20 protein-coding genes and 4 pseudogenes are annotated in these 24,069 nt (G+C 54.4%); 15 read left to right on the top strand and 9 right to left on the bottom strand.

Going from position 1 to position 24,069, the window contains the following annotated elements; genetic code table 11:
- Positions 1-282: 282 nt before the first annotated feature.
- The 4 genes from ACNTAO_RS10755 to ACNTAO_RS10740 all read right to left on the bottom strand — a co-directional run bounded on the left by ACNTAO_RS10755 (position 283) and on the right by ACNTAO_RS10740 (position 4,759).
- The gene (locus tag ACNTAO_RS10755; protein WP_435162008.1) at positions 283-2,187 is read right to left on the bottom strand and encodes a sulfatase-like hydrolase/transferase; all 1,905 of its coding nucleotides are present in this window, start codon (positions 2,185-2,187) and stop codon (positions 283-285) included.
- A gap of 136 nt (positions 2,188-2,323) precedes the next feature.
- Entirely contained in the window at positions 2,324-3,100 is a 777-nt protein-coding gene (locus ACNTAO_RS10750; protein WP_435162007.1) for an oxidoreductase, read from the bottom strand.
- Positions 3,097-3,813, bottom strand: coding sequence for an acylneuraminate cytidylyltransferase family protein (locus ACNTAO_RS10745; protein ID WP_435162006.1), 717 nt, complete (start codon positions 3,811-3,813; stop codon positions 3,097-3,099). The genes ACNTAO_RS10750 and ACNTAO_RS10745 overlap by 4 nt, the downstream gene beginning before the upstream one ends.
- A complete protein-coding gene (locus ACNTAO_RS10740; RefSeq protein WP_435162005.1) occupies positions 3,800-4,759 on the bottom strand; it encodes a Gfo/Idh/MocA family protein in 960 nt (319 codons plus the stop codon). Before ACNTAO_RS10740 ends, ACNTAO_RS10745 begins: the two co-directional genes overlap by 14 nt.
- Before the next feature lie 43 nt (positions 4,760-4,802).
- Here ACNTAO_RS10740 and neuC point away from each other — a divergent pair, with 43 nt between their 5' ends.
- Both neuC and ACNTAO_RS10730 read left to right on the top strand, forming a co-directional pair.
- Positions 4,803-5,966 carry a UDP-N-acetylglucosamine 2-epimerase gene (neuC, locus tag ACNTAO_RS10735; RefSeq protein ID WP_435162004.1) on the top strand — a complete coding sequence of 388 codons (1,164 nt, stop codon included), beginning with the start codon at positions 4,803-4,805 and terminating at the stop codon, positions 5,964-5,966.
- 59 nt (positions 5,967-6,025) lie between these two features.
- A complete protein-coding gene (locus ACNTAO_RS10730) occupies positions 6,026-6,427 on the top strand; it encodes an acyltransferase (protein ID WP_435162003.1) in 402 nt (133 codons plus the stop codon).
- A 32-nt stretch (positions 6,428-6,459) separates the two neighbouring features.
- Here the strand turns inward: ACNTAO_RS10730 and neuB are convergent, their stop codons facing one another.
- Positions 6,460-7,515: an N-acetylneuraminate synthase gene (gene neuB / locus ACNTAO_RS10725; RefSeq protein ID WP_435162002.1), complete on the bottom strand. Its 1,056-nt coding sequence runs from the start codon at positions 7,513-7,515 to the stop codon at positions 6,460-6,462.
- Between the two features lie 99 nt (positions 7,516-7,614).
- Here neuB and ACNTAO_RS10720 point away from each other — a divergent pair, with 99 nt between their 5' ends.
- Entirely contained in the window at positions 7,615-8,634 is a 1,020-nt protein-coding gene (locus ACNTAO_RS10720) for a UDP-N-acetylglucosamine 4,6-dehydratase family protein (protein ID WP_435162001.1), read from the top strand.
- The gene (locus ACNTAO_RS10715) at positions 8,631-9,758 is read left to right on the top strand and encodes a DegT/DnrJ/EryC1/StrS family aminotransferase (protein WP_435162000.1); all 1,128 of its coding nucleotides are present in this window, start codon (positions 8,631-8,633) and stop codon (positions 9,756-9,758) included. Before ACNTAO_RS10720 ends, ACNTAO_RS10715 begins: the two co-directional genes overlap by 4 nt.
- Before the next feature lie 414 nt (positions 9,759-10,172).
- On the opposite strand, the gene ACNTAO_RS10710 is transcribed toward ACNTAO_RS10715, so the two are convergent.
- From ACNTAO_RS10710 to ACNTAO_RS10700, 3 genes are all read right to left on the bottom strand, one after another.
- A complete protein-coding gene (locus ACNTAO_RS10710) occupies positions 10,173-11,327 on the bottom strand; it encodes an N-acetyl sugar amidotransferase (protein ID WP_435161999.1) in 1,155 nt (384 codons plus the stop codon).
- 470 nt (positions 11,328-11,797) lie between these two features.
- Entirely contained in the window at positions 11,798-13,597 is a 1,800-nt protein-coding gene (locus tag ACNTAO_RS10705) for an ABC transporter ATP-binding protein (protein WP_435161998.1), read from the bottom strand.
- A 101-nt stretch (positions 13,598-13,698) separates the two neighbouring features.
- Complete coding sequence (locus ACNTAO_RS10700; protein ID WP_435161997.1) at positions 13,699-14,685, bottom strand: SDR family NAD(P)-dependent oxidoreductase; 987 nt, start codon at positions 14,683-14,685, stop codon at positions 13,699-13,701.
- 224 nt (positions 14,686-14,909) lie between these two features.
- Here ACNTAO_RS10700 and ACNTAO_RS10695 point away from each other — a divergent pair, with 224 nt between their 5' ends.
- The 8 genes and pseudogenes from ACNTAO_RS10695 to ACNTAO_RS10660 all read left to right on the top strand — a co-directional run bounded on the left by ACNTAO_RS10695 (position 14,910) and on the right by ACNTAO_RS10660 (position 19,858).
- Positions 14,910-16,325, top strand: a complete 1,416-nt coding sequence (locus ACNTAO_RS10695) for an ATP-binding protein (RefSeq protein ID WP_435161996.1) — start codon at positions 14,910-14,912, stop codon at positions 16,323-16,325.
- 282 nt (positions 16,326-16,607) lie between these two features.
- The gene (aglF, locus tag ACNTAO_RS10690) at positions 16,608-17,387 is read left to right on the top strand and encodes a UTP--glucose-1-phosphate uridylyltransferase AglF (RefSeq protein ID WP_435161995.1); all 780 of its coding nucleotides are present in this window, start codon (positions 16,608-16,610) and stop codon (positions 17,385-17,387) included.
- 76 nt (positions 17,388-17,463) lie between these two features.
- Positions 17,464-17,739, top strand: a complete 276-nt coding sequence (locus tag ACNTAO_RS10685; RefSeq protein WP_435161994.1) for a hypothetical protein — start codon at positions 17,464-17,466, stop codon at positions 17,737-17,739.
- Positions 17,736-17,969 (top strand): hypothetical protein, encoded by a 234-nt coding sequence (locus ACNTAO_RS10680; protein ID WP_435161993.1) that lies wholly within the window; start codon positions 17,736-17,738, stop codon positions 17,967-17,969. Before ACNTAO_RS10685 ends, ACNTAO_RS10680 begins: the two co-directional genes overlap by 4 nt.
- Positions 17,970-17,995: 26 nt before the next feature.
- Positions 17,996-18,280 (top strand): annotated as a pseudogene (locus tag ACNTAO_RS10675) (zinc ribbon domain-containing protein); the annotation flags it as partial.
- Between the two features lie 199 nt (positions 18,281-18,479).
- Complete coding sequence (locus ACNTAO_RS10670; protein ID WP_435161992.1) at positions 18,480-18,791, top strand: hypothetical protein; 312 nt, start codon at positions 18,480-18,482, stop codon at positions 18,789-18,791.
- 132 nt (positions 18,792-18,923) lie between these two features.
- On the top strand, positions 18,924-19,295 hold the full coding sequence (locus tag ACNTAO_RS10665; protein ID WP_435161991.1) for a type II toxin-antitoxin system VapC family toxin: 372 nt from the start codon (positions 18,924-18,926) through the stop codon (positions 19,293-19,295).
- A gap of 11 nt (positions 19,296-19,306) precedes the next feature.
- A complete protein-coding gene (locus tag ACNTAO_RS10660) occupies positions 19,307-19,858 on the top strand; it encodes a DUF7342 family protein (protein ID WP_435161990.1) in 552 nt (183 codons plus the stop codon).
- Between the two features lie 45 nt (positions 19,859-19,903).
- Here the strand turns inward: ACNTAO_RS10660 and ACNTAO_RS10655 are convergent, their stop codons facing one another.
- The gene (locus ACNTAO_RS10655; RefSeq protein ID WP_435161989.1) at positions 19,904-20,725 is read right to left on the bottom strand and encodes an SWIM zinc finger family protein; all 822 of its coding nucleotides are present in this window, start codon (positions 20,723-20,725) and stop codon (positions 19,904-19,906) included.
- A 417-nt stretch (positions 20,726-21,142) separates the two neighbouring features.
- Between ACNTAO_RS10655 and ACNTAO_RS10650 the strand changes: the two are divergent.
- The 3 pseudogenes from ACNTAO_RS10650 to ACNTAO_RS10640 all read left to right on the top strand — a co-directional run.
- Positions 21,143-21,970: pseudogene (locus ACNTAO_RS10650) on the top strand (nucleotide sugar dehydrogenase); the annotation flags it as partial.
- 39 nt (positions 21,971-22,009) lie between these two features.
- Positions 22,010-23,362, top strand: a pseudogene (locus ACNTAO_RS10645) (LAGLIDADG family homing endonuclease); the annotation flags it as partial.
- A 3-nt stretch (positions 23,363-23,365) separates the two neighbouring features.
- Positions 23,366-23,878, top strand: a pseudogene (locus ACNTAO_RS10640) (UDP binding domain-containing protein); the annotation flags it as partial.
- Positions 23,879-24,069 lie beyond the last annotated feature (191 nt).

The following is a 24,069-nucleotide window of genomic DNA, read 5'->3' as shown; positions in this document are numbered from 1 at the left end:
AGGGATGTCATTTGCAGCAGTCACCACACAACAGCCGTAGCCGTAGTAATCATCTTCGGTGTGATCGTAGTTCCACGCTACGTCGTCGTCACACTGATCAACTAAAATGTCTGTCCCGTCGATACGTACAAGCTTGCCGAGCAGTACCTGCTCGCAAGCTCGTGGACTAATTCGAGGAAGACATTCTCTGCAACGAGAGCGAAATCGGTGATGAACCGCGAGAGCGTGCACCGGTAATAATCAAGGAAGTTTTGTAGATCGAAGAAATTCCGACCATGGTACCTACTTGTATCCGAGTTTTCTGAGCCGTTCTTTCGCATCTTCTGATACTTTCACACGCCCATTTTCGATAGGCTGTGTGGGGTTCGCGTCAGCGATGTGGTTTTCGATAACGCGTTCGATTTCATCGCGCAGAGAGTCAGACGGATCAGCTCGATCCAGCGGCTCACCCGGTCTCCGAGAAGTAGTATTGAAAAACCGCACATCCACGGGTCCATCCGTCAGCTGTGCCTCCGTAGGTTGGCTAGGATAATTTTCTTGATACGTGTAGACGCCCTTTATTGACTCTACTTCCACCGAAATAGTGTACCAGTCCGAGCGAACACGTTCGGTAATCCGAGGGGTATCAGATTTCCGTTGCCAGGCAACCCCCTCGGACTGTGCGGGAACGTCTTCGTCGATGAGTTCTGCGATAGTCGGAAGAAAATCGATGATATCAGGAGTGTCTGGGACACGGAAGTCTACACCAGCAGGTGGTTTGATTACCATACCCGGTCTGATGTTTGCATCAGTAACGCTTTGGTGTCCTGCGAACTCCCGTTCGAAAAAGTCTTCTCCATGGTCGCCAGTTATGATGAGGAGGGAGTCCTCGTAGAGCCCAACCTGCTTGAGATGACAGACCAACCGAACGATCTGTTCAGCAGCGTATCTCACCGCACGATAATAATAGGATTTGATCAGATCGACGTCAGTGTCGGACATTGAGGCAGGCTGGTCAAGCGCCTCGAGATAATCATCGACGCCCATTTTCGACTCGAAACGCTCAATTAAGTCGAAATCGATGGGCGAAACATCTGAAAAGACAGTTGGTACGTACGGGTAGTGAGGATCGAAAAGATGGAGGAAGTAAAACAGTCGGTTCCCCTGAGTGCGTTGATCGGCAGAAATCCACCTGATCGCCTGGTCTATGGTATCAGCACCGTCATAGTCGGGATCGGCCCACGAGATCGGGTTGTATTTGTATCGATGCATACCACGACCGAATCCATACTCGACACCGGTTTTTGATCGTGGCACACATCCCGAGCATTTATACGAGCTGTTGGAAAGGAGTTCTGGAAGGGTGGTTAACTCTGCGGGAAGTCCGTACTGGCCCTCTTCTTCACTGGCAAATCCGACGTATTTGTGTGTACTTGGATGGACTCCGGTGAACATGGAAGCGTGCGCTGGCCGCGTCCAATGGCCCTGCGTGCGCGGTTCGGAGGGAATTATTGCATCACTTCCCAACGCCTCAAGCACCGGCGCAAATGCTTCGAGGGCGTCATACCGGAAGGTGTCGACTGAAATCAAAAAGATCGGTGTTCCATTCTGACCACGTGGGGCAGGAACAGACAGTCGTGGCGACTGGTCGGGTTTCCACTCGTGTTTTCTGAACTTCTCCGGCAGTAGTCGTGATACAATCGGTCGTGTATCGTGATGATCGGTTTCGAGTGTAACTGTTGCTTCCGTCGCTGGCCTAGGCGCGGAAAGATGGAGAGGCAACACTCTCCCGTCGTGGAGACTGTAATCCTGTAGATTGTAGCGGATAGAATCGTTAGTCGTACCCCCGTCAGGGTGTGTGAATGTGGCACTGAGATTTACAGTATCAGTATTCTGTACATCTACGATCTGTGTATCAATTCCAGTGAAATTCTCTGAAGAAGATACCGACACCGACTGCGTAGCGTCTGAGCTATCAAAAACGGGATAAAACTGCGGCCGCCGGGGGCCTCTTTTTACTGCGAAATACTCGTTTTTGACACCTGATTCGGTGCCAAGATAGACGCCCTGGTTAGGTGTCTCAACCGAGGGTGGGACAGACACTCTGTCGGTGACTGTCCGGAATTCGGACGGTGCGAGAGTTCGTTCAACTCCATCCCGCGCGTGCTTCAACCCCCATTTAAAACTATCCCAAATGTCATCAATCATAGATAGTTTTCCAGTAGAAAGCATATAAGCAATTCGGAACTACCGATCAAAATAAACTGGAGACTCTGTGTACCGAGTAGAGTGCTGGATGCAGTCAACGAAGGTCGGTTCGGAACGGCAGACGAATCAAAAAACATCACTTGATTGTCCATCCTCCATCAACAATCAGATTCTGTCCAGTCATGTACTTCGATGAATCCGATGACAGATACACTACAGGCCCCTTGAGATCCTCTGGACGTGCCATGCGAGACAGCGGAACTTTCGATTCGTACTGAGTAACAAACTGTTCAGCCTGCTCATCAAACACACCGCCAGGACTCAGTACATTCGCTCTGACACCGTACTTTCCCGCGTACGAAGCAAGATATCGCGTGAAGTTGATGACTGCTCCCTTGATTGCGGAATACTCGACGGGGCCCGTCATATCCGTTCCAGTATACACGTCGAAATCGGGGGCCTGAACACCATAGATCGAACCCAGATTTACGATGGATCCACCAGTTTCTTGTCGTCTCATTATTTCAAATGACTTCTTGCACGATATATAGTAACTGTTTAAATTCAGGGCGATGTTTTCTTCCCAGTCGGAGAGAGACACGTCCTGGAATTCGGTTCCGTACCGCTCGTTTCTCGGGTATGCTGAGTTGACAACAGTATCTACTGACCCAAACGCGTCGACTGCATACTCGAACACTGCCCCCATCTCAGGTGCTGACGTGACATCGGCTGCTTGTGTGACGACGTGACCACCGATCGAGTTGGCTGTTTCTGCAGCCGCGTCTTCGTCGGCATCGACGAGAACCACAGTTGCGCCATGTTCTGCAAGTCCCTCACAGAGCGCACTACCGATGAGTCCGGCACCACCGGTTACCACAGCGACTTCGTCGGAGAGGTCAAACAGGTCACTCATAGATACTCTATCCCGTTCTCAAGCAAAAACTCAACGAACGCAAGATCAATCGGTCGGTCAATGTCGACTGATCGCTCCGGAGGCATTACTGAGGCCTTTGTTTTGTTACCGTGAACCGAGTCCGCCTGCAGAAGAAAATCTCGTTCGAATACATAGATGGATGCATTCATTTCGTACACCGTCGGTGCATCCTGTCTGCGGACAACTCCAGACTCGGTCGTTTTTGAAAGCGATGCATACCCCATCTCATCCAGTTCGACCATATTGAAATAGGGGTTTTTGTCAGCTTCGGTAACTGTGTATGCGTTCTGGGCATCGCCGTCAGCGACGAGGTCGAAACAGTTATCAATGTCTTCGATTTCGCGGATCGGGGCTGTAGCATCTAGATCGACGACGTAGTCGTACGTCGTTCCGAACTGTTGTTCAGCTTCAGTTACGGCGTGCTGGATCACAGGTAGTTTCGCAGCGGTATCGGTAGCGAGCCTATCGGGTCGAATGAATGGAACGGTCGCGCCGTACTCCCGTGCTATGTCGGCGATCATCTCACTGTCTGTCGATACAACCACCTCTGTCTGGCGGTTCCAAGCTACTGCGTGTTCGATAGTGTGGGCTATCAGCGGTTTCGACCCGACTTCGCGAAGGTTTTTGTTTGGAATCCCCTTGGATTCCCCCCGTGCGCAGATAGTACACAGAACGTTCTCAGTATCTGTCATCGTCTGTCTTGATTTCGAGTGCGATTTCTAAAACCTTTCTTGCTTCTCGAAGGTCGTTCTCACAGGGGGTTCCGCTCTGTATGTGTGAGAGAAACAAATCCAACTGGCGTTTATACAATTCATCCCGGTCAATATCATACTGTTCAGTGTCTCGATTACCGTTCGTCAGTATAGTGACAGTGTTATCAACGAGGTTACCATGAATAACGCCTGATTCGCCACTAATCTCGATTGTCCGCCGTGGCTCTGAGCGGTAGTAATCAAGATGTATCTGTCCGATAACACCCGTTTCCGTCTCAACAATCGTTTCGGCGAGATCCTCTGATTCGATATCAAGATTGCTTACCTGACCGACCCATGAATTAACAATTGTGATGTCACCGAACAGCCAGTATGAGTAGTCGATTTCATGAATGAGATCCAGTATGACACCGCCGCCCATCTCCGGGTCAGCACTGTAAGAGCTTCTGTAATCTTGCTCTGGACGCCAGTCTGGTAGATACGAGCCTGAGTAGACACGAAAACTATACACTTCGCCGATGATATCGTTGGCTAACAGCGTAGAGATGCGCTGTAAGACCGGGTGAAACCGGAGAACACACGCAACATATGTGAGTAGCCCATTATCAGAGACAGTTGTAATCAGTTCGTCTACACCGTCCAGTGTGTGAGAGAGTGGTTTTTCAATGAACAGATGACAACCTGATTCGGCACACACTGTCGCAGTTTCAACGTGTAACGATGTCGGATTCGTAATAAAAGCAATATCTGGATCCATAGCCAGCGCATCAGTGAGGCTTGCATGCTGGACAACATCCGGAAACGCAGCTTCATCTATGCCACCACTCCGATATGCATGGAGTTCCATCGGGTCGTCATGATTCTGGAGGAGACGTAGATGCCGTTCGCCAATCGAGCCTAGCCCAGTAAACAAGATTTTATACATGGTTGGCGATATAATTTGCTCGCACTTACATCGTCTGGTAACAATGGCCTCAAAAAACGTCTTAGTCCTCACCGGTACGCGGGCTGAATACGGCCTGCTCAAATCGTCTATGGAAGCTATCGAAGCACATGAACAGCTATCGCTTTCCGTTGTCGCGACCGGTATGCATCTCTCTCCCAGATACGGGAACACAGTCTCTGATATTCGCGATGATGGATTCACTGTTGACCGAGAGGTACTGATGCTTCTTGACGGAGATACGGGGACTGCGATGGCGAAATCATTGGGAATCGGGACAGCTAGCCTCGCAGATGCGTTTGAAAGCCTCAACCCGGATATCGTCCTCTTGCTTGGAGACCGGGACGAGGCACTCGCAGGTGCACTCGCTGCGGCTCATATGAATATCCCAATTGCACATATTCATGGAGGAGATGCGATGAGAGGGGCAGTAATCGATGATAGTATTCGCCATTCGATCACGAAGTTTGCACATATCCATTTCCCAGCTTCGGAAAAAAGTGCTGAGCGGATTCGAAAGTTGGGTGAGTCAGAGTGGCGAATACAAATCTCGGGTGCACCAGGACTTGATGACATTCTTGCTGGCGAGTACGAGGATCCAAAAACAGTGCTCACCCGATATGGTTTCGATCCCGAACGGCAGTTATTACTTCTCGTTCAACATCCGGTGACTACCCAGTCGGAGCGAGCCGGCGACCAGATGGCAGTCACTCTTGATGCTGTCGAAGAATTTGATGTACAGACAGTCATTATCTACCCGAACTCGGACGCGGGCAGTGATCAAATAATCTCGGAGATTGAATCCCGGACATTCGACAGTAGTATACAGCTATTCCAGAGCCTCCCTCGTCGAGAGTATCTTGGGTCGATGGCCGCAGCCGACGTGATGGTTGGGAACTCGTCCAGCGGAATTATTGAAGCCCCTTCGTTTGACCTTCCAGTGGTTGATATCGGACCACGACAGGATGGCCGCGAACGAGCCGCAAACGTACGCTCCGTCCCACACGATACCGAAGCGATTCAAAAAGCAATTTTTGATAGTCTTGAAGATCAGTCGACTCAACAGCGGGCCAAAGAGTGTGAGAACCCCTACAAGTACGGTGGTGCCGGAAAAAAAATTTCTGCAAAGTTATCTCAGGTAGAAATAAACGAAAAGCTATTGAGGAAAGAGTCAGATTTCGACTACTAACGACATTATAATTAAGATACGATCGAAAGAACGTTTTTAATAGAGAATCGTAATACAGCATGAGTGAAGATCCACGTGATCGATTTGACGACTGGGAACAACCGGAAATAGCTCACGGAGAGCTTACAGAATACAATTGGGTTGTTCACAGACCGGAAGAGTTGCAGCTCAGTAAATACGTAGATATCGGTGCGTTCACTGTAATCAACGCACACAACGGTGTTACCATCGAATCAGGAGTGCAGATCGGGCCGCATTGTGACATCCACAGCAAATCGACAATCGACGAACGGAGGGGATCAGTCGTTATCCGTCAAGGTGCACGTATCGGATCACACACGACGATTCTACCGGATGTCGAGATCGGTACGAATGCAGTTGTTGGCTCACATAGCTTGATCCGCGAAGACATCCCCGCGAATTCATTTGTGGTCGGTGTTCCTGGCGAAGTCGTCGATTAAACGCAGTAAATTGCCATCAGATAATTTCTCAGCTACCCAGACCCTACGTCCGAGTTCAATACAGACTCCAAAACCGGGTCACCCTCAGAAAGATCTTCAGTTATTTTACTCCCCAGAATAGATTCATATACCGTTGGAGAGAGACCATCAGCGGGCCGAATGATTGTCGTGTTCGCCTCTGTGAGGATCGCGCCTTCACGCAAGTCAGTCGCTGCGTGTATACTCTTTCGGACAGCCGAACGGTTGACTCGTTCTGCTTCAGTGACCTTTTTTACCGAGCAGCCTCGGGATCGGAATGCATCACGTGCTAACGCCACAGATCGGGTCAGTTCGGCAGGCTCCAACGATGTTTCTTGATCCGGCCCGGCCAGGGATATATCAAGCGTAAAGTGCTTCTCAACAAGCACCGCACCCGCAGCGACAGCAAAAGCGGGCGTTTCCGGAAGAGTCGTATGATCTGAATAGCCAACTGGTTCGTCCAGTTCGTCTATCATTGTCCTCATCGCCCGGAAATTCACATCATCCAGCGAACATGGATACGCAGAAGTGCAGTGTAAAAAAATTACATCAAGCTTGTGATCTACTGATCGGATCACGTCTTGTGCGGCATGAACTTCATCCATCGTGCTCATCCCGGTGCTGACGATCAACGGTAGTCCCAATCCGGCAACGTGTTCAAGCAACGGATGGTTGTCGAGTTCACCAGATCCAATCTTTATCGCGGAGACTCCGAGATCAGCCAACATGTCTGCGCTTTCCGAATCAAACGGCGTCGATAGAAAGGTAATGTCTCTTTCGTTACAGTGCTCTATCAATTGTTCGTGAGCCTTGCGGTCAAGCTCGTATCGTTTCAACATTTCATACTGTGATCCATCGCCAGTTGTCTCGGACTGGTAGTCGACTTTCGAGGCATCTTTCGTGACGAGTCGATCAGCGCTAAATGTCTGGAATTTGACTGCATCCGCGCCACTCGTTGCGGCGGCGTCAATCAGTTTCTTGGCCGTTTCGAGGCTCCCGTTGTGGTTGACACCCGCTTCCGCAATGAAATAGACAGTATCCTCATCGAGTGTAATGTCGTCGATTTCCATACATAACATAGTTGACTAGCCATAATGTATCTAACGAGTAGCAAGCGATCCGATGAGTTTTTCAAAAGGATTAGTACCATCAACTCTCTGTCTACGCTCATGGATGCGATTCGAGGGAAACAACTCCTCGTCACAGGTGGCTGTGGATCGATTGGATCTCAGATCACGAAACGCGCACTCAATGAAGGTGCTGACACTGTCAGGGTGCTAGACAATGATGAGGCAGCTCTTTTCAAACTACAACAGGAAATCGATGACACCAGTCGTCTCCGGACACTATTAGGAGATATCCGTGATCGTGATCGGCTCCGATTCGCACTCGAAGGCATCGATATCGTCTTTCATGCAGCCGCGCTGAAGCACGTCGAACTCAATGAATACAATCCCTTCGAATCCGTCCGGACAAATGTCCAAGGGACTCAGAACCTGATTCGGGCAGCACTCGAAGAGGAGGTTGAGTCGTTCGTCGGAATCAGCACCGATAAGGCCTCAAATCCAACATCAGTAATGGGTGCAACGAAGCTGCTCTCGGAGCGGCTTGTCATCGCTGCGAATTGGTACAAAGGCCACAGAAATACACAGTTTAGCTGTGTCAGATTCGGGAACGTTATTGGATCCAGCGGTTCTGTCATTCCACTGTTTTACCGACAAATTATGGCCGGAGGCCCAGTAACCGTGACAGATCCGGAGATGACGCGGTTTATTATGCCGATCAACGAGGCAGTTGACCTTGTTTTCAGTGCAAACGAACAGATGAACGGGGGAGAAGTATTCGTATTCAAAATGCCAACATTTGAGGTCGGGACACTTGCGGAAACAATGATCGATGCTTACAGTCCCGAGTCGCCAGACGACATTGAGATCGATATCATCGGTCCACGTCCCGGCGAACGGAAACATGAAAAGCTTCTGTCAGAAGATGAACTCAAGAACACAGTTGAAAAACCAAACATGTTTGTTATCTATCCAGATATCGACCTCAGTGATTGTGACCGGCAGGACGAGACGGTTTCGCTCACGAATGAATATACCTCCGAGAAGGATAAGCCATTACCCCCAAAAGAACTCCTTGATATGATTGAACAGACTGATACCATCGCAAAAGGCGTAAATCAATGAGCGAAGAAATTCCACTTTTCGAAATTTCATGGGATGAAGAGGATATAAGTAATGTAGTTCAATCTATTTCTCGAGGGAGTTATTGGGCAAAGGGTCCGTTTGTTGACCAGTTCGAGACGGAGCTTGAATCGTATTTTGGAGCTAACTATGCAATCTCAGTAAATTCTGGAACAACTGCACTGGTCACAGCACTCAAGGCTTGTGGCATCGGTAACGGTGATGAGGTGATCGTTCCCTCATTTACATTCATTGCAACAGCCAATGCAGTGAAATTAGTTGGTGCAGAACCAGTATTTGCAGACATTGAATTAGATACATTCGGGCTCGATCCAGCGTCAGTCAGATCGAAGATTACGGAGAATACAGCAGCCATTATACCAGTACATCTCTATGGAGCTCCGTGTCAAATCCACAAACTCACTGAAATTGCAGCGAATCATGATCTGTGGGTTATCGAAGATGCGGCCGAAGCCTTCGGTGCCACCGCAAATGGAGACCTAGTAGGAACAATTGGTGATATCGCAGCACTGAGCTTCTGCCAGAACAAGATACTCCCGACTGGAGAGGGTGGAGCAATCATAACAGATGATGCAACACTCGCAGCGGCGATAAGTCAATTCAGTAATCACGGCCGAACTGAAGGAGAGTACTTCGATTCGGTCGAAAGCGGTGAGTACGTCACTGTCGGTTCAAACTATCGGATGGCAGACATGGTTGCCGCAGTCGGCTGTGCTCAGCTTTCGAAAGTTGATGACCTCATTGAGTCCCGACAAAACATAGCAGCCCGCTACCATGATGGGTTGTCAGCAGTCAACAAAATTAACCCTCACAAGCCAGTGGAGGGTCATGATCATGTATACCAACTGTATACTGTGCTCTGTGAAGATAAAATCACCCGATCCCATATTATAAACGCCCTGACAGCAGCGAACATCAGTTGTAAAATCTACTGGGATACTCCAGTCCATCGTAATGGAACCTTTGCGTCAGAACAACACCAATCACTTCCCCAGACCGAAGATGTAAGTGATCGAGTGGTCTCCTTACCAATGTATCCAACACTACCGCTCCGAGATGTGGAGAGAGTAGTAAAAACTATTCGTGACGCGTGTGAAAATATATAAAGGCTCTTACCGAAGATGGCGAAACATATTTATCACGATTCTATCAAGATGGGCAGTGCAAGATGGAACGCGCGTATCTTGCACCGAACTGCGACTGTTGGGACGCCGACGCCGAGCTCCTGTGTTAGCCGTGCTACCGAGACGGGTTCGACGTCCCGAACCCGAGCGCCGGCGAGGACTAGGTGCCGACTCAATTCATGCTCGGTTAACACTGCCGGTAATATTTTCGAGCAGTGATAATCAACCGGACTCGCTGAACTTGCCGAATTCGACTGCTTGAACGTTCCTCGTCAAAGCTGGTACCGAACAATCTGGCGCTCTCGGGGTTAACCGAACACCAATGGTACCGACTTATGATCAGCCTGCTATACTGGATCAGCTCAGACCAGTTCAGAGAAACAGTGGAATAGTTCCTCAGTTAGCGTACTCTATGTTCTCGAAGTCGGAAACTGGTTTGGGTACTGTGCCGGATTTGAGGAAGGATTCGTCGAAAATCTCCTCGTTTCGATGTTTCTCGACAATCTCCCAAAACTCACGATCGGAGTATCCAGTGAAATCCAAGAAATCGTCAAGAATCTCCTCGTCAAGTTTGTGATCGTGTTCGCGAATAAGTTCCACGCCTTCTTCCACGCTAATGTCAAAATATTCACTTCGGCGACGATACCCGACAACATCTGTAGTCCGCATATACCCCATCTTGGGATATTTCATCCATACATTCATCAGATAGGCCTTCGAGTCAATTTGATCGTACGACTCGATGAACCCCTCACGATTCCACTCGTTTTCGAGCGTCCGGAACCCGTAGTTTCTCGCGATTTGATAGTTTCTATATCCGTCCCAGGGCTGGAAGTAGCTAAGATAGATTGGCTCAAGACCAGCAGATTCCAGCTCTTCGATCTCGGGATAGCGCATCATGTTCATATCCTCTTCACTTACGCCATTCTCAAACCAGAGGTCGAAGTCTACTTCCTTCGCAACGTCGTTCTCGATTTGGTCGATGGCACTATACGGTTCTTCTGCCTCGTGGTCGTACTGCACGCCACCGTACTCCCAACTCGTATTCTCGCCGTACACGATAAGAGGAATATCGAGATTGATGCCCATTTGGATAGGCACACAGTAGATAGCCCGGTCGACTGGCCAGGTCGGGCTCCCAAGTTCCTCGAACGCCGTTCGCATCATTTTCTTCACCGTTGCTGGACTGAGGTCAACAGTGATTAGGTCACAATCAAAGGCCTCCGAGTTATTGTATATATTATGTTTCCCAGCCTCAGTCTTTGAGAATGGATCGCTCACAGCTACTAACAGAGGATTCATGTCTAGTTCCTCTTTCATCATGTACGTCTGGTAGTGGCTATCTTTCCCCCCACTCACCGGTATAATACAATCGTACGACCCGTCAGTACTCCGATGCCGATCGCAGATTTTCTCGAGTTTCTCGAATCTCTGCTCGTAATCGGTATCCTCGCGCATTTCAAGATGTGCGCAACCTTGGCACCGCCCATCGGAATCAAGTTCCACACCAGGTTTTGTGACTGGAATCAAGCAATTAGTGCATCGTCGCACAACCTCAAGCGTGGCCCGCAACAAAATTAAATCTTATGAGATATATCGACTTCCGCAACCACCACCGAGGACTGCGACTGTTGGGACGCCGAACTCCCGTGTTGACCGTGCTACCGGGACGGGTTCGGCGTCCCAAACCCGAGCGCCGGCGAGGAGTAACGCCGGCCCGCTTTGTCTGACGTACTGTAATGTATCCACCCTTCGAGGTGTGTCACGGCGTCCGGCGAACGTCGTAGTTTACTACAGATCCGGATGTTGGTTTTGTATTACAATCCCGTGCTGCATGGATTCTCTATATTCAGCACTCCGAACATTCCCATATCACACTTCAGACAGTTGTTTCACCAGATTAGGTAAGAGCCTATATAAAATATTCATAGTTAACAATCAGAAGGGAAGATCTACAGTGGCGATTGTAAATCAGTGACGAATTTGATTATTTCATTAATTAACAAAATTCTTGTTGGGCGTCATGATGTACCTGACGACTGAACAGTATACAATTCTGCATACTCCCCTTTCTCCCCAAGTAACTCCTGATGTGTGCCGGCTTCGATGATCTCACCGTTGTCAACAGTATAGATCCGATCCGCGTTCTTCACCGTCGACAACCGGTGAGCAATTACGATAATCCCATAGTCTTGATCCATCGACTCGATAGCTGCCTGCACTTCTTTTTCCAGATTCGAATCGAGATCACTCGTTGCCTCGTCTAACACCAGAAAGTCAGCGTCCTTCAGGAGAGCCCGTGCCAGTGCCACTCGCTGCCGCTGCCCTCCTGATAGCCGAACACCATCATCACCCAGCTGTGACTCATACCCATTCGGAAGCTCATCGACAAACTCGTCAACCTTGGCGATCTCACAGACGCGTTCAACCTCTCGACGCGTCGCATCTCGATTACCGATGGTTACGTTGTTCTCTAGTGTGTCAGTGAAAATAAACGGCTTCTGCCGGACGACTGCAATCCGCTCGCGCCACGCCCTGATGTCGTACGCATCGATCGGCACTCCATCAGCACGGATGACCCCTCTATCTGGATCGTACATTCGCGCTAACAACGAGACGATCGTCGATTTGCCTGCCCCGGACTGTCCTACAAACGCAATGAATTCACCCTTAGTGACCTCGAATGACAACCCGCGTAACACGGGCTCGTCGTCGGTATAACTGAACACCACGTCGTCGAACTCAATCGCGTCTATGGCATCGACTGGTCGATCACCACTCGCCTCTGTGCGTGCATCCAGCCTGTCCAAGAAGTCGTACGTACGAACCGCGTGAGAGAGTCGGCCCTCGACTTTGTAGTACACGCTGTTGAGTGTACTCACCCGTGGCGCAAGCTGGAACATTGCAATGAGAAAGATGCCGAGTTCACCGAGTGCGAGCCCCGTGAATGTGAATCCGACGTAGATCAGCACGAAGATTGTGACCGCTGCAGAAAGCTCAAATAAATTCTTGATCGCCGCTTCATTTCGGCCGAGGTCGATCTCTGAGTCGACGTACTGAGAAATTGACTCGTCGAACGACTCGAACGTCTCCTCACGGAGCCCGAACAGCTTCACGTCTCGAATGCCCTGTGTACCGGCTTGCACTGCCTCCTGAATCCGTTCGTTCGCCTCGGCGACCCGCGACCCAACAGTCACTGCTGGCTCAATGACGAACCGTAGCAGGATCGTGATCCCGCCAAGAATCACGACTGCGAGTAGGGTCATCGGTGGCGACGTGTATAGCATCACGGCGGTGTACATCCCGACGAGAAAGAACGTCTGCATGAGTCTAACGCCTTTATCAATGACTCCTCCTGAGTACCGCGTTTCAGTAATAATCGCATTGAGAATGTCGTCTGTTCCCTCTTGATCGTAGTAGCCAATCTCAGCGTCGAGTGCACCATCGAAGGCACGCTCACGGAGGTGCTTCTCGTACCGCTTTGTGAGGATGACTGAAAGCCAACTAACGACGAACGACATCGTGTACCGAACGGTCATGACCCCGGCGACACCGAGAATGAGATACCCAAGCGTAAACGGCAGCCCAACAAGCTCGTAGGCCCCGACGAACGTCTCCATCACTGGCCCACTTACCGCCGTTGGATCCTCGGACTGCGCTGTCTCGATTATCGGGTAGATGAATCCGAGGCCAATTCCCTCAAACACCGCGACGACTGCACCGAGCACGACGAGACCGAAGGAGAATCCTGGTCGGTACGCTGCAACCCGTCGGAGTGCCTGCAGCTTCTCTCGGTTCGAGAGCTGTTCGGAGGTGGACATCTGGTGTACGAACGGCTCATTCGTGTTTCGGCATAAGGATGCTGTTTGTCTCCGCGCAGGTCTCGCTCCCCAATTTGACGAGAGACATCCAGATCCCAGCGTCAGGAGTTCCGAACCAGCGGGTCGTACCACGCCTCGTTTGCTCGATACCACTCGATAAACGCCGACACCCCGGCACGGATGTTCTTGGTCGGCTCGTACCCGAGCAACTCGGCCGCCTTCGTGATGTCTGCGTGGGTGTGTTCGGCGTCGCTGTCGTGGCGATCCGCAAACTCAATTGCAAGCCCCGGATCAATCGCATCCCGGACCTCCTCGGCAAGCGTCAGGATGTCGATGTTGTCCGTCGAGCCAATGTTTAGCACCTCGCCGTCTGCACTGTCGTCGGTTAACAACTGCTGATTCGCGGCGACGACGTCCTCGATGTACGTGAAGTCTCGCGTCTGTGAGCCGTCACCGTAGACGACCGGCGGTTCGCCGTGCAGACACCGCGACACGAAGTTCGTGATCGCCATGTTCGGACGCATCCGGGGGCCGTACACGGTGAAGTATCGCAACGAAACCGTCGGCAGTCCGTACACCTCGTTGTACACGCGCACGTAGTGTTCCGCAGCGAGCTTCGAGGCTCCGTACGGCGAGATCGGTGTCGTGGGGTGAGCCTCGTCGTACGGGAGATACTCCGGCTTGCCGTACACACTCGAGGAGGAGGCGTTTACCACCCGCGTCACCTCGGCGTCTCGAGCCGCGTCAAGCACGTTCAGCGTCCCCTCCACGTTGTAGTCGGTGACCTTTCGTGGCTCATCGACACTGGTCCGAACCCCCGCCTGTGCCGCCTGGTGGTACACGACGTCGACTCGGGAGACGATGTCAGCAACCAGGTCCGCATCGGTTGTCGATCCCCTGATGAGCTCGTAGCTTCCAGCGGAGGAGTCGGCTGCCGACCGAGCGACCTCCACGTTGTGCTCTTTGATGCCGAGGTCGTAGTACGGCTCGAAGTTGTCGAGGACGACGACGTCGTGGCCGTCTTCGGCGAAGGTCTCGGCGAGGTGGCCGCCGATGAACCCGGCCCCACCCGTGACGAGAATATCCATGCGGGTTCGTCTCGGGGTGTAGTCAAATGGGTTGTGGAACGTCGCGCTGACGTCTCCGACCGGTAGTGCTCAAATACGACGATCTGTTCAGTGGTGAGAGAGTACGTTTCGTGTGCTCTCTGGTCAGCGGCCCCATATTAGTAAATAGACTATTATAGCGCAGACTATTATAGCCTCGTTTCTAACTTCGGAGCATATATGTATCTCACACAACGAGGAACAGTATGACCCAGTTTGTCAACCGTCTTGAGGAACTTGATCGGTTACAGTCCCTCTATGCGAGTGACACTGCAGAACTCGCGATCGTGTATGGGCGTCGTCAGATCGGCAAAAGCGAACTCGTCCGTCGATCGATCGCCGACCGCGACGATGCCGTCTACTATCAGGCCGTCCAGGGGACAGCGACGACACAGCTCCGGCGGTTTGTCGAGGCCGCGGCGACGACCTATCCGGACAGTACGGCCGTCAAAGAAGAGTGGGAACCCCTCGTAACGTACCTTACTGAGCGAGACGCCATCATCGTCATCGACGAATTTCCATACCTTATCGAATCGAACGAGGGGCTCCCATCGATTATTCAGCACCTGTGGGATACCGCCGTCGACGAAAGCCAAGCAACCCTCGTGCTCACGGGCTCTGCAATCGGGATGATTCACACCCACGTCCTGGACGGCGGTGCGCCACTCTACGGTCGGGTCTCTCAGACACCGAATGGTCGTGTCGAACTCACCCAGCTGCCGTTTCACTCCATCAAAGCGTTCGTACCGACCTACACGTCCGAACAGCGGGTGTTCGTCTATGGCGTCTTCGGCGGCACACCCCGCTATCTCACCCCACTCGATCCAGCACGGAGCCTTGGTGAGAATATCACGCGGTTGTTGTATGACCCGGATGGGCCACTCCACAACGAGCCCGAAACGGTCCTCCAGATGGAACTCACCGAGGTGAACACGTATTTTTCGATTCTGGAGTCGATGGCGAGCGGGAACCGCAGTCGAAACGAGATCGCACAGGGGGCTGGCATCGAGAGCACCAACACATCGTACTACTTCGACCGATTGGACACGCTCCAGATTATCGAGAAACACTATCCAGCACTCGCCGAGCCGGCGCGCAGCAAGCGGACGCGGTATCGGATTCGTGATCCCGTCTTCCGGTTTTATTTCCGGTATCTCTACGGCCGTGGGGGGCAGTACGACCTCTACGGCGAGGGCGCCTATGAGGATCTCATTCAGCCGGAACTGGCCGACTTTGTCAGCGAAACGTTCGAATCACTCTGTCACCAGGCGGTGCCAGCGCTCTATCCAGACTACCAGCTGACACAGGTTCCGAGTCAGTGGTGGTACAAGGGCCGCGAAATAGATGTTGTTGCACCAACCGACGAGTCAACGCTGATCGCTGGCGAAGCGAAATTCACCTCCACTCCTCTCGGGTATGCTGTGCTCGCGACGCTTGAGGACGATATCTCTCATATCGACTGGACACCTACCGGAGGTGGCGAGCCCACGTATGAGTTCGCTTTGTTCAGCCGCGCCGGGTTCAAACGGTCCGTCGAAGAAGCGGCAGACGAGCGTGACAATCTTCGGCTCTTCGATCTGTCCGATATTGTTGCCGTTCTCGAGCGTGAATCCGACCGGTGATGTCGACGTGAATCGGTACCGCAATTGCTCTGCCGCAATCGACAAGGTGCTTCTGCTCTCGCCGAGCAAACGGTCTGATACCCACAGAGAACGCAAGCGAGTGCCTCGAAGGCAAGCCCCGAGGCTTGACCTCGGGGTGGGTTCACGTTTTCAAGATCAGGATCCCCTCGTAGATGGTTGCCCAGACGACCGACAATTCGACACTCGCGTACCCATGGATCAACAGCTGATTCGGAGACGAATCTCACAAACTATTTGCCACCACGCTGATACCGAAAACCCATGCAAGCAGTCGTACTCGCCGCCGGCAAGGGCACGCGCCTTCAACCACTCACCGAGGACAAACCGAAGGTCCTCGTCGAGGTGAACGGCACCCCACTCATCCAGGACGTCTTCGACAACCTGATCGACGCGGGCGCGGACGACCTCGTCGTCGTTGTCGGCTACAAGGCCGAACAGATCATCGATTACTTCGGTGACACCTACCGCGACGTCCCGATCACCTATGCGCACCAGCGCGAACAGCTCGGCCTCGCGCACGCCATCCTCCAGGCGGAGCCACACATCGACGGCGACTTCATGCTCATGCTCGGTGACAACATCTTCCGTGGCAACCTCGGCGACGTCACCAATCGCCAGCAGGAAGATCGCGCCGACGCCGCCTTCCTCGTCGAAGAGGTGCCCTACGAGGAGGCTTCCCGCTATGGCGTCCTCGACACGAACGAGTACGGCGAGGTCGTCGAAGTCGTCGAGAAACCCGACGACCCGCCGAGCAACCTCGTGATGACTGGCTTCTACACGTTCACGCCCGCCATCTTCCACGCGTGTCACCTCGTCCAGCCCTCTGACCGCGGCGAGTACGAACTTCCCGACGCGATCGATCTGCTCATCCAGTCCGGCCGCACCATCGACGCGCTCCGACTCGACGGCTGGCGGATCGACGTGGGCTACCCCGAGGACCGCGACCGCGCCGCGGAGCGACTGGACGAGCTGGCGGCCGACTCGGGCACCGAGAATACCGAGGGAGCCGCCGACAGCGACGAAGCGGTCGTCGACGGCTGACGATTCGTATCAGACTAATCCACCACTACGACACTCGGTCTAAAGAGTAACTACGTTGCAGAAACTACTGATATGTATGTCGACAGCGGTGAAAATGGACGAAGCGGCGAAATCCAAACTCGAGGAGCTTCAGGCGGAGATCAGGCTGAAGACCGGAAAGAAGGTCACGCAACAGGAGCTCCTCACGCGGCTGATCGAATCGGCCGTCGACTCGCGGACGGGGTTCGTCGACTCGTTTCGCGACGGGAAGACGAGTTTGCGTGAGACGGAGATACAAGCGTTTAATAAGGGGGCGATCGCGTCCGGCGTGGAGACGGATCAAGAAGATATCGACGACGTCCTCTACGGATGAGCGTCTTCGTCGATACCGGGGTGTTCTACGCGCACCACGATACCGATGCCAGCCGACACGGGACGGGAACGGCGGCGCTGAACGCCGTTCTCAGATCGCCCGAATACGGCCACGTGATGACGAGCGACTACATCTACTCGGCTCGTGCTGAGCACGCTCTCGTCCGGAGAGTGATCGCTGGTGTCCGTCTGGTGAGAGGACCCATCGGGGGCAGAGAACCGATGCGATAATTCCTTTCTCCCGACGACAACCACATAAGCTGAAGGAGTTCGTGGAGTACAAAGCCGAGTACGAGGGCCTGTTTGTTGATACGACGAATCCTCGGAACACGTCGAAGCGGTGTAACGAGTGCGGGTTCACACACAATGACAACCGACACGCTGGGCAGTTCGAGTGCCAGTCGTGTGGGAAGTCGAATCACGCGGATTATAATGCGGCGAAGAACGTGGCAGAATTGTATCTCCGGCGGGGCCATCAGCCGTACGGTCGGAAGAGCGTCAGTCAATCCGCTCTAAAGTCAGGAGCAAGGACGCCGAGTTAGCCAGATACACTGGCTCCCCCACTCTTGGGGTAGAGGCCGAGTTCACTGACAAGCCCCGCGCCACCGTGCGCGGGGCAGTTGACCTTCAGGTGGTCAGAACTCCCTGCTATCATCCGTCTGTAGCAAATCTCATGAGAATGTTCATGCGAACATCTTATACTTCATAGAAAACTAGAAGAACGTAGCAACGAGGGTCCCTATGAGCAGTAACGACACCAAGCACGTTCAAACCGAACTGAACGAAGACGAATACGAACGCTTCCGCGAGTTTGCGAGCGAACACGGTCTCTCGCTCAAACAAGCCGGCCACGAGGCGCTCATCGAGTGGATCGAACGCCAGCAGCAAGCCGATCCAAACGACCCGGCGTTTACCGTCCTCGACGACCTCGAGGACGAATCGCTTCCAGCATCGGCGGCGACCGATGCCCGCGAGGAAGACGATCCCGTTGACGAGTGGCATGGGAGCAACGAGTCCTTCACGCTCGCCGACGACCCGTCCGCGCAACCCTGAATCCAGATGGCAGAGCCAGTTGAAACCCCGATCGGGACGGTCACACCCGAGCATTTTCGCCCAGGTCACGTCCGACATCAGGTCGTCGTCGGTCCGAAGTTCCTATATGCATTATTTAACCCGCAAGAGCAGATGCACACAGTCTCGCGGGCGTTCATGGCGTTCGTCCGCGACGGCGATCTCCCGTATCGTCGCCTCATCGTCAACGATCACATTGTCGACGAGGCGGCCACCCGGCTGAAAAAGCAGGCGGCGATACAGAACGCAGCCTCATTCTTAACGACGCTCGACGAGAGTACGCTCTATCAGTTCGAATCCGTCTCCGAGGATGTTTTCGATGCCGCGAAAGCGACGTTCGTCGAGTGGACCGACCTGAATGCGTCATTCACTGATTTCGCCGTCGCCGCACACATGGATGAGCTGGCGGTCGATCACATCCTCACCTACGACCGACACTACGATGCGTTCGACGTGACAACGCTCCCGTATCGGAATCAGGACTAGCGGTGCCAAACATGTCCGATCCTCCACAAAATGGAATCCAGTCGTGGACGGAGTCGATGAGCGCCCGCGCCCGCATTCGAGCAGTTGCCGAGACCCTTCGGGAACCGCGGTCGGTCAACAGGATCAGCGAGCAGGCCGACGCCGCTTGGAGCACGACCAACGAGGAACTGCAGGATCTCGTCGACCAGGACCAATTGCGTCGCATCGAGGCTGGCGAGACCACACGCTACCAGCCGGACTACACGCGACTACTCTTCGAGGAGATCCGGACGCTCATCGAGGAGAACACTCGCGAGGAGCTGCGGAGTGAATTGACCGCGATCACTGAGGAGATCGAGGAGTGGCAGGTGACCTACGACGTTGAGACGTGGGAAGGGCTCGAACAGTCGCTCGCCGACGGCGACCTCGCAAGTGCGAAGCTCCGAGACCGCCGCGACGTGATTACACGCTGGGAAGAGAACTCGGACGACCGTCGCCTCATCAAGCACGCACTGGAACTCTACACCGACGTCGAAGCCGCCCGCGAGCAGATGATCGACGTGGCTGACCGCGACACAAACTAATTCTCGTGATCTTCGAACTTGCGGGCGTCATCGAGGGCGACAAGGCTACTTGTCAGACTGTTCATTCGCCTTCTCCCGGAGTTCGACTGTGGCCTTCTCGAAGTGTTCCGCGAGGAGCGGTGTGCCCGATGTCCCCCGTGCTTCAAGAAATGCGACGGCGTCAGTGACCGCATTAGCGTCGCGTTCCGCGGTCACGACACAGTCGACGTACCCATCAAGTGCCCGACTGAACGCACGCGAGAAGTGGTCGTACGCGCCGTCGACGCGCACCATGTTGTCGTCAAGTGAATCGACGAGCGCCCGATAGACGGTCGCCGCCGACGCGTATTGCCCCTGCTCGCGGTACTCGTTCGCGAGATCGAACCACCGCGTGACGTCGATCGGCTCGAAGACGACGTGGTACTCGGGGTTCGTCTGGTCAAACTGCCGGTCGATCGCGGCCCGAAGCTCGTCGACCGACCGGCTCGTCGGCTCGCCAGCGCGGGCGAGAAACCGCTCGCGGAGAGCCGTATTGCTCGCGAGTTCCCCACGCAGGAACGCGCGGAGGTCGTCGGCGTCGGCATCGTCAAGTGCGGCGTCGAGTCGGTCGCCGTCATCTGCCGGTGGGTCGTCGATACACCGACACAACACGGCGACGATGTGCTTGCACGTTCCCGGCCCATCGTACGGACAATCACACCACGGGGTGAACCCGTCGGCGACAAGATTGACACGGACATCGTACTGACGGCTACCGCTCCCGACGGCGGTGACGGTGCTGTCGACGCGGTGGATCTCGCGGATACGACCGTCAGCGAGATATCGTTTGCCGCGTTCGAAGACCGCGTCCGTGCAGATATCCCGAACTGCGTCCTCGGTTACGCCCATATGCGTGGCCGATGTTCCAGTGCGAACGGGAAAACCGATGCGTCAATCTCGCTTTCGATCCGGATTGGAACGGTCTTGCTCTGCGAGAAACCACGGTACTGTCGCAGTACTACGAAGAACAGCTTGGAGAGAGTCCTACTCGGTCGCGAGTTAGTCGTAGATCTCCTCGTGCTCGTCGAGGTCCTGCCGGCCGAGGAATCGAATGAGATACTGCCGCGCCTCCTCGGGGGGCAGATCATTAGATGTTACGCGATTGAGAGACAAATAATTTTCTGAGAAAATTATGTATCGGTGCACTCGTTGTGAAATAGCTACCAGCACCCCAGCGTATCCCCGAGTCAGCACGCGCGACCCCAATCAGCCTCGCCCACCCTCCCGACCACACGTTTCTTATCGGTAATCCACGAACCCAGTCACATGCACCTCTCTATCGTCGGCAGCGGCTACGTCGGCACCACTGTCGCAGCCTGCTTCGCGGATCTCGGCCACGACGTCGTCAACATCGACATCGACGAGTCGGTCGTCGAGACGATCACCGCCGGCGACGCCCCGATCCACGAGGCGGGCCTCCCGGATCTCATCGCCACCCACACCGGGCCAGATGGCACTGGTCGCCTTCGGGCGACCACCGACTACGGGGCCGTCCTCGACACCGACGTCACCTTCCTCTGTCTCCCCACGCCGCAGCACGACGACGGCAGCATCGACCTCTCGGTCATGGAGGCGGGCGCGCGCCAACTCGGCGAGACGCTCGCCGGCAAAGAAGACTGGCACACCGTCGTGGTCAAGAGCACGGTCGTGCCCGGCTCGACCGCAGACACCATCACGCCGATCCTCGAAAGCGAGAGCGGCAAGACCGCCGGCGAGGCGTTCGGCGTCGGCATGAACCCGGAGTTCCTCCGCGAGGGGACGGCCGTCCACGACTTCCTCCACCCGGACAAGGTCGTCCTCGGTGCCGACGACGACCGCGCGCTCGCGGATATGCACGACGTGTTCGCACCACTCGTCGAGGCGGCCGACGCGCCCGTCGTCGAGACCGACACCCGTACCGCCGAGATGATCAAGTACGCCAACAACGGCTTCCTCGCGGCGAAGGTCAGCCTCATCAACGACCTCGGAAATATCTGTAAGGAGCTCGGCGTCGACGCCTACGAGGTCGCCGATGCGATCGGCCTCGACGACCGAATCAGCGAGCAGTTCCTCCAGAGTGGCGCGGGCTGGGGCGGGAGTTGTCTCACGGGCGACCAGCACGTTGTCGCAAAAGACGATACAGGAACGAAGCACCTCACGCTTGCCGAGTTCTTCGAGCGATACGTCTCCGAAGGGACGCTTGAGGATGTCTCCGTCCTCAGTCGGTCCACTGGTGGAACGTTCGTGTTCAACCCGGTCACTGCGGCGACACGCCGAGAGTACGAGGGTCCGCTCCACACGATTCGGACGAAAATGAACAAGCGCGTAACCGTCACCCATGATCATCCCATGCTCACGCTTGACGGCAACGAAACCACGGTCAAGCCAGCCAACGCGCTCGAAGTGGGTGATTCCCTGCCCGTGGTGGCCGATATCCCGAACGACCCCGTCTCAACCTTTGATATTATTGATATTATCGATGCGTCGTCCACCTTCGAGAACGATCGCGTCTATCTGAAACCATCGACGCCGCTTGAGACGGTCAAAGAGGAACTGTACGAGACGCTCCAGGAGTACAACCGACAGTTCAGCTATCACAAGGTCCACGACCTCGTTCGGAATAATTATCTCCCCCTTGATGTGTTCCTCAACTACGAGGATACGCTGCCCGTCGACAGGGCAGAGCTCTCGCTGTACACGACGCGAGGCGGTGGACAGACGTACATCCCAGCGATCCTTCCCGTTGATGAGCAGTTCTGGCGATTTATCGGCTACTATCTCAGCGAGGGACACATCAACGACGACACCTCCGGCCACGGCTCTACAGCGCGACGGCGGGCAGAACTGAGTTTTCATCCCACCGATGAGCCGGCGTACGTCCGCGATGTGGAGTCGTACTACGAGCGGCTAGGTATCCGGTATCAAACGACACAACAAGAGACCGCGACGGCTGTCACCGTTTCCAGCCGTGTATTCGCCGAGTTCCTTGAGTGGCTCGGGTGTGGGACCGGATCCTACTCCGCGGCTGTTCCTGACACGGCGTTTCAAGCAACAGCCGACGAGCGCGTCGCACTGCTTTCGGGACTGTTCCGGGGGGACGGTCATGTCGCCTACCCCAACCACTCAAACGCAGTCGTCTACGAGTACGGGTCGGTAAGTGAGGAGCTCATCGATGGGATGACGCTACTCTTACACAGCCTCGGTATCGTTCCGAGTTACAAAACCTCGACATCAGCAAAGGCGACGCGGCCGGCTCATTTCCTTCGTGTGAGCTCAAAGCGACAGATTATCCGACTGAAAGAAATGTTTCTGCCGGAAGAGCGGGACCGGATCGACGACCGACTCGCGAAGTATGATCGGGACATTGCGCCGACCGGGCACACCGCAGACGGCGGCTTCACGTCGGTCCCTGTTCGTGACATCACCGTCGAGGAGACGACCACTGACGTGTACTCACTGGAGGTCGCCGACGAGCACACGTTCGTCACGACCGATGGAGTCGTTGTCCACAACTGCTTCCCGAAAGACGTCGCTGCAATTATCTCGGCCGCCGAGGAGGCTGGCTACGACCCGGCCGTCCTCAACGCGGCGGTCGAGGTCAACGATCGCCAGCCGGAACGCCTGGTTTCCCTCCTCGCCGACCACCTCACAGCGAACCGTGACGCGGGGTTCGAGGACGCCGAGATCGCGGTGCTCGGACTCGCGTTCAAGCCCGGCACCGACGACATGCGGAACTCCCGAGCGATCCCGGTCATCCACGACCTCCAAGCCCGCGGCGCGATGGTCACCGCTTACGACCCGGTCGCGACCGACAACGCGCCGAACTACGTCGACGACGTGACGTACGCGGACTCGGCAGCAGCCGCACTCGAGGGTGCTGACGGTGCCGTCGTCGTGACCGACTGGGACGAGTTTGCCGCCCTCGACGAGGCGTTCGATGCGATGACGATCCCGATCGTCGTCGATGGAAGGCGCATCATCGAGCGCCGCGAGGGAATCATCTACGAGGGATTGACCTGGTGAGCTTGCTCGCCACCAGTCGGTTCAGCGATCAGAACCACCCATCGACCGTCTCTGCCGTCTCCACTTGACATCCACCCACGACTGAAGTCGTGGGATTCCTCTCGTGGGAGTCTCAGTCGGTCTGAGCTTCCCCGAGAGCGACATTCCCACTCGCTGTGGTACTCTGGGTTGTGCATTCCTCGTTGGCCGTT

The organism is Halorubrum zhoui (assembly GCF_051194155.1).
In the GTDB taxonomy this organism is placed as follows: Archaea; Halobacteriota; Halobacteria; order Halobacteriales; family Haloferacaceae; genus Halorubrum.
The sequence above is the reverse complement of the archived record's forward strand: the minus strand, read 5'-3'. Positions and strand labels throughout refer to the sequence as shown.

Excerpts from the sequence above, each read along its gene's own strand:
- ACNTAO_RS10755 (WP_435162008.1), bottom strand. The coding sequence starts at position 2,187 with ATGATTGATGACATTTGGGATAGTTTTAAATGGGGGTTGAAGCACGCG.
- ACNTAO_RS10750 (WP_435162007.1), bottom strand. The coding sequence starts at position 3,100 with ATGAGTGACCTGTTTGACCTCTCCGACGAAGTCGCTGTGGTAACCGGT.
- ACNTAO_RS10745 (WP_435162006.1), bottom strand. The coding sequence starts at position 3,813 with ATGACAGATACTGAGAACGTTCTGTGTACTATCTGCGCACGGGGGGAA.
- ACNTAO_RS10740 (WP_435162005.1), bottom strand. The coding sequence starts at position 4,759 with ATGTATAAAATCTTGTTTACTGGGCTAGGCTCGATTGGCGAACGGCAT.
- neuC (WP_435162004.1), top strand. The coding sequence starts at position 4,803 with ATGGCCTCAAAAAACGTCTTAGTCCTCACCGGTACGCGGGCTGAATAC.
- ACNTAO_RS10730 (WP_435162003.1), top strand. The coding sequence starts at position 6,026 with ATGAGTGAAGATCCACGTGATCGATTTGACGACTGGGAACAACCGGAA.
- neuB (WP_435162002.1), bottom strand. The coding sequence starts at position 7,515 with ATGGAAATCGACGACATTACACTCGATGAGGATACTGTCTATTTCATT.
- ACNTAO_RS10720 (WP_435162001.1), top strand. The coding sequence starts at position 7,615 with ATGGATGCGATTCGAGGGAAACAACTCCTCGTCACAGGTGGCTGTGGA.
- ACNTAO_RS10715 (WP_435162000.1), top strand. The coding sequence starts at position 8,631 with ATGAGCGAAGAAATTCCACTTTTCGAAATTTCATGGGATGAAGAGGAT.
- ACNTAO_RS10705 (WP_435161998.1), bottom strand. The coding sequence starts at position 13,597 with ATGTCCACCTCCGAACAGCTCTCGAACCGAGAGAAGCTGCAGGCACTC.
- ACNTAO_RS10700 (WP_435161997.1), bottom strand. The coding sequence starts at position 14,685 with ATGGATATTCTCGTCACGGGTGGGGCCGGGTTCATCGGCGGCCACCTC.
- ACNTAO_RS10695 (WP_435161996.1), top strand. The coding sequence starts at position 14,910 with ATGACCCAGTTTGTCAACCGTCTTGAGGAACTTGATCGGTTACAGTCC.
- aglF (WP_435161995.1), top strand. The coding sequence starts at position 16,608 with ATGCAAGCAGTCGTACTCGCCGCCGGCAAGGGCACGCGCCTTCAACCA.
- ACNTAO_RS10685 (WP_435161994.1), top strand. The coding sequence starts at position 17,464 with ATGTCGACAGCGGTGAAAATGGACGAAGCGGCGAAATCCAAACTCGAG.
- ACNTAO_RS10680 (WP_435161993.1), top strand. The coding sequence starts at position 17,736 with ATGAGCGTCTTCGTCGATACCGGGGTGTTCTACGCGCACCACGATACC.
- ACNTAO_RS10670 (WP_435161992.1), top strand. The coding sequence starts at position 18,480 with ATGAGCAGTAACGACACCAAGCACGTTCAAACCGAACTGAACGAAGAC.
- ACNTAO_RS10665 (WP_435161991.1), top strand. The coding sequence starts at position 18,924 with ATGCACACAGTCTCGCGGGCGTTCATGGCGTTCGTCCGCGACGGCGAT.
- ACNTAO_RS10660 (WP_435161990.1), top strand. The coding sequence starts at position 19,307 with ATGTCCGATCCTCCACAAAATGGAATCCAGTCGTGGACGGAGTCGATG.
- ACNTAO_RS10655 (WP_435161989.1), bottom strand. The coding sequence starts at position 20,725 with ATGGGCGTAACCGAGGACGCAGTTCGGGATATCTGCACGGACGCGGTC.